Raw genomic sequence first — 4883 nt, 5'->3', positions numbered from 1 at the left:
CCGAAGGACTTAGACTGAATCAGGAAAATGGTGGATTCAGGTACGATCTGAGAGAGCACTTGGTGGCTATCGCTACTGTCTACGTTAGCAATATAGTGACAACTCAGGCCTTCTTTGGCGATGGGTGATAGTGCTTCGGTAACTGTTTTGGGGCCTAGATAAGAGCCCCCAATGCCGATACTAACGAGAGTATCAATGGGTTTTCCGGTGTAACCAAGAACTTCCTGTTGGTGTATTTTATCAACGAATTCTTGAATTTGAATTCGACATTCAAGGATTTCATCCAATATATCTTGGCTAGGCGAATAGCTAGTAGTTTGAGTCAGGCTAGACTTTGGAAGTCGTAAGGCCGTATGTAAGACGCCTCTGTCCTCTGTGTTGTTCAGTAAGTCTCCATTCTCTCCTGTGCCACAAAACAAGGCCTTAACCTTTGCTTCAAGCCCTGCTTCAGCAGTGAGCTGAGATAAGAGCGAAATCGTTTCCTCGGTGACACGGTTTTTTGAATAATCATAAAATACATGTGGTGCCTGAAAGGAGTAGCGATCAAAGCGCTTAGGATCACCTTCAAATAGGTCTTTTACATGAAGCTTAGTAATGAATTTGGCATGATCCTTTAATGCTTGGTAACTAGGTAATACATCCAATGTCATAGTGTTACTCAATATCGATGGTTAAAGATTCACCGTTATATTATCAATTAAACGGGTTGAGCCCAAATACGCGGCTAATAAAATTACGAAAGCTGTATCTGTTTCTTGTGAAGGAGCAAGTGTTGTGGGCTTGGCTATATTGAAGTAATCGGGTTTAAAGCCATTTTTAACCAAGTGTGATTTGGCGTCCTCGCATAATGCAGTGATATCCCGTTCGCCAGCCTGAAGCTGCGCAGCACAATGTTGCAATAGCTGGTAAATCTTAGCGGCAGTTTGCTTTTCTTGCTGGCTAAGGTAACCATTGCGAGAGCTGCGGGCTAGACCTGACTCTTCCCGAGATGTTGGGACGCCAATGATAGAAACAGGCATACAAAGGTCGGAAACCATCTTGCGAATAATCGCTAATTGTTGGAAGTCTTTTTCACCAAATACTGCAATATCTGGTTGCACCATATTAAATAGCTTGGTGACGACGGTGGCGACACCAATGAAGTGACCGGCACGACTGGCGCCGCAGTGATAATCTCCGAGAGCAGGCACATCCACTCTGGTTTCTTCAGCTAAGCCGTTTGGATAGATCTCGCTAACAGGTGGTGCGAACAAGACATCACAATATCTACTACGTAAGTGCTTACTATCATCTTCAAGTGTTCTAGGGTAGGCATCAAGATCCTCGTTCTCACCAAACTGCATAGGATTTACAAAGATACTGCTGACAACTAAGTCTGCTTCTTGGCGGGCACGATCGATAAGACTGAGATGGCCTTCATGAAGATTGCCCATAGTGGGTACAAAGCCGATTACTTTACCGGCTTGTCTAGCTTCTTTGATAACTTTTCGTAGTGCAATAATACTGTTAACGGTGATCATGCTTGAGTCTCGTTTAGCCTGCAAAACTATAATCGGCAGAAGGGAATTCGCCGGACTTAACCGCTTGGTCGTAGTGCTCGAAGGCCTGTTGCACTGAACCGGCGCCTTGCATGAAGTTTTTTACGAACTTAGGCTTATGTCCGGAAGTAATTCCAAGGAGATCATGCATCACCAAGACCTGACCATCGGTAACATTCCCCGCACCAATTCCGATGACAGGGACACTAACTTTCTTGGTAATGAGCTCAGCGAGTGAGGTGGGTACGCACTCAAGTAAGATCATATCGGCACCGGCCTCTTCAAGGGCGCGCGCAGTATTAATCATGGCGTTAGCTTTTTCAGCTTCCTTGCCTTGAACGCGATAGCCGCCTAACTTGTTGACAGACTGAGGCGTTAAACCCAAATGTGCACAAACAGGAATGCCTCGATCACTTAAGGCTTCAATATACTCTGCAAGCCACTCGCCGCCTTCTAGCTTGATAATATGGGCACCTGCTTGCATCAACTGTCCACCATAGTTCAAGGTATCGTGAGGGCTATTCAGGGTATTAAAAGGCATATCGGCCATAATTAAGGGAGACTGAGCGCCTCTGCTAACACATTGAGTGTGATAGACCATGTCATCAATACTAACAGGCAATGTCGAGTCCTGACCTTGTAACACCATGCCTAGAGAGTCGCCGACTAATAAAACGTCGATACCAGCATCCGACGCTAACTTAGCAAAGGTTGCGTCATAGGCTGTGACACAGGAGAATTTTCCATTGGACTCTTTTAGTTTACGAAGGCTCAGGGTTGTCGTTTTCATCATATAATCCTTAGTTTTCACAGTAGTATAAAACCGACTACTGATAATCTATGACAGAGCTTAGCTTGTGCGTAGATTAGCTACTTGTTTCGCGAGACTCAAGTCGGAGTGCCATCTAAACGAAGTAAATTATGCTCGCTGCACGAAGAAAGATGTTGTTCTAGGGTCGATGTATCGGGAAGCGTCCAAGCAGGCGCAATTTCGATTGCTGGTACCAGCACAAAGTCTCGTTCCAGCGCATAAGGGTGAGGAATGCGTAAGTCAGGGTCGTCGCTTGATAGCGTTTCATCGTTATAGAATAGAATATCCAGGTCGATGATTCGCTCCCCCCAATGCCGAGTCTTTATACGCCCGAATTCGGCTTCAAGTGTTTGAGTACACTTTAACAAAGCGAGTGGTTCCAGAGCGGTTTCAAGCCAGATGACTGCATTGACGAAGTCATCTTGATCCTGAGGCCCTTGAGGGCAGCTACTGTATAGTGATGATGATGACATTAGCTTTAGTTCAGGATGCCGGGATAGGGCTTCTATCGCCTTTATTACTTGAAGACGAGGACTTTCCAGGTTGCTACCAATACCGATGAGTACTTGATTTAGTTTCATGACTAGCTTTTTCTTCTCGCCGAACAGTTCCTGCTGACTTATACCTGCAGCATTATGATCGCTTTGGACGTCGTGATTGTCGGGTCTTTCGGCGGTCAGCACCAGGTGTCTCACGCTTTTTTCGATGATTAGCTTTGTTATAAACAGCAGAAGGGTGCTTGATTTGGAATTCAGTCCACCACTTAGCGAGTTCGCCGACAGGTTCACCAGCTTGCTCCCGTAACAACAAAAAGTCATAGGCAGCCCTGAATCGTTGCTGTTCAGCGAGGTGGAAAGGCCGCTTGCCGTGAGTCTTAGTGAGTCTGATTTGGTATTCCCATATTTCCTTCATCATTAAGGTGAAGCGCTTGGGTATAGATATATGAGGTAGTTGGCTTTGAAGTGTAAGTTGCCCTGCTTGTTGTAATGCAGGAAATTCGGGAACGCCTTCTTCAATAAGTTGTGACCACAGTCTATCGACTTCAGGCCATAGAAGAGTTGCATACAGAAATGCTGGTGTGACGGGTTTTTCTTGATGAATTCGTTGATCAGTATTTGTTAAGCCTGCCTCGAGCATTTTCTTATAGATAGCACTCTTATCACTGTTTTCCAAGGTATGAGCAATAGCTGGGAACAAGGGCTTAAATAGCCCATAGTCGACTAAGAGGTGAAAAATTTTCAATCCATAGCCAGAGAGAAACAGTTTTAGAATCTCATCGAACAAACGTGCTGCTGCAACGTTGGACAATAGCTGACCGTGCTCTCGTATGGCACCGCTGGTCTCTTCTTCGATATCAAAGTCTAGTTTAGCCGCGAAACGCAAAGCTCTGATCATCCGAACCGGATCTTCCCTATAGCGTGTTTCCGGGTCGCCAATAATGTTGATCAGACCCTGCTTAATATCGTCCAGGCTATCGACATAGTCGTAAATACAAAAGTCTTTAGGGCTGTAATAGAGAGCGTTTATCGTAAAGTCTCTTCGCACAGCATCTTCATCGATACTGCCATATTCATTGTCTCTAAGCAGCATGCCATGCTCTGATTGTTTTTCGTCCTGTTGGTTTACGCTTCCACGGAAGGTAGCAACCTCGATAATCTCGCGGCCAAACAGGATATGGACGAGCTTAAAGCGACGACCAATTAAACGTGAATTCTTAAAAAGAGCATGTACCTCCTCAGGGTGTGCATTGGTCGCAATATCAAAATCTTTAGGATTTTGGCCGAGCAAAATATCCCTGACACCACCACCAACCAGATACGCCTCATAGCCGCTATTATGTAAGCGATGCATAACCTTTAACGCCGATGGGCTAATTTGGCTACGAGAAACGGGATGTTGGTCGCGAGGTATAATGGAAGGAGACAGTCTGGACATGTTTAAACAATCATTGTTGTGGGTTACGAAGTACTAAGACCTTGAGGGGCTCTATCAGCCTTACGTTTTATGAAGCCATACTTTACCATAGACCAAGGCCAAGAGTTTATCTAAAGAGAAAACTGTACCAGAAAAAGTAGCAACACAAGTAATAATAAGAAAAGAGAGGGGGAATGACTTTGCATGAAAAGATCAAACGCTCTCCGTGATTGACCTTTTCATGCTTAAAAGAGCAGACTCTAAATTTTTTGTTGTTGTGAATCCATGTCTGTGCTTTAGGGCAAAAGCTCACACCTTTGCATGTAAACAGAGCAATTTGAATACTCAGAGCGGTAGCTAAAATAAAGTTATCCGGTTTAGGACTAGTGCCACTTTATGTGTTCTTATTAGTCAGAAACAATAACTCAATTCATTTTTTCGGCCGCTAAAAAGCTAGGCATTCAAAATATTCAGTTTACCCCGCATTTATTATTTTTATCGCTGCGGTTTCTACAATAGAAGCTAACTACTATTTTTATTTTTATTTGTATAACTAATATTGGTTATTTTTATTTTTATGCTAGTAAGAGTAGCATTAGCTGTACCAGCACTTAATAAAT

The 4883-nt window shown here is 44.1% G+C and carries 4 protein-coding genes and 1 pseudogene; all 5 read right to left on the bottom strand.

Going from position 1 to position 4883, the window contains the following annotated elements; genetic code table 11:
• Window positions 1-650: pseudogene (locus A3735_RS11505) on the bottom strand (glucose-6-phosphate isomerase); the annotation flags it as partial.
• A 21-nt stretch (window positions 651-671) separates the two neighbouring features.
• Window positions 672-1520, bottom strand: coding sequence for a pantoate--beta-alanine ligase (panC, locus tag A3735_RS11500; protein WP_068510000.1), 849 nt, complete (start codon window positions 1518-1520; stop codon window positions 672-674).
• A gap of 13 nt (window positions 1521-1533) precedes the next feature.
• Window positions 1534-2328, bottom strand: coding sequence for a 3-methyl-2-oxobutanoate hydroxymethyltransferase (gene panB, locus A3735_RS11495; RefSeq protein ID WP_197469979.1), 795 nt, complete (start codon window positions 2326-2328; stop codon window positions 1534-1536).
• Window positions 2329-2426: 98 nt separating this feature from the next.
• Window positions 2427-2930, bottom strand: a complete 504-nt coding sequence (gene folK / locus A3735_RS11490) for a 2-amino-4-hydroxy-6-hydroxymethyldihydropteridine diphosphokinase (protein ID WP_068510005.1) — start codon at window positions 2928-2930, stop codon at window positions 2427-2429.
• Window positions 2931-2982: 52 nt separating this feature from the next.
• Window positions 2983-4284 carry a polynucleotide adenylyltransferase PcnB gene (pcnB, locus tag A3735_RS11485; RefSeq protein ID WP_082865097.1) on the bottom strand — a complete coding sequence of 434 codons (1302 nt, stop codon included), beginning with the start codon at window positions 4282-4284 and terminating at the stop codon, window positions 2983-2985.
• Window positions 4285-4883: the final 599 nt, after the last annotated feature.

The sequence above is a fragment of the Oleiphilus sp. HI0061 genome, from assembly GCF_001635675.1.
This window is presented reverse-complemented; position numbering and strand designations above follow the sequence as displayed.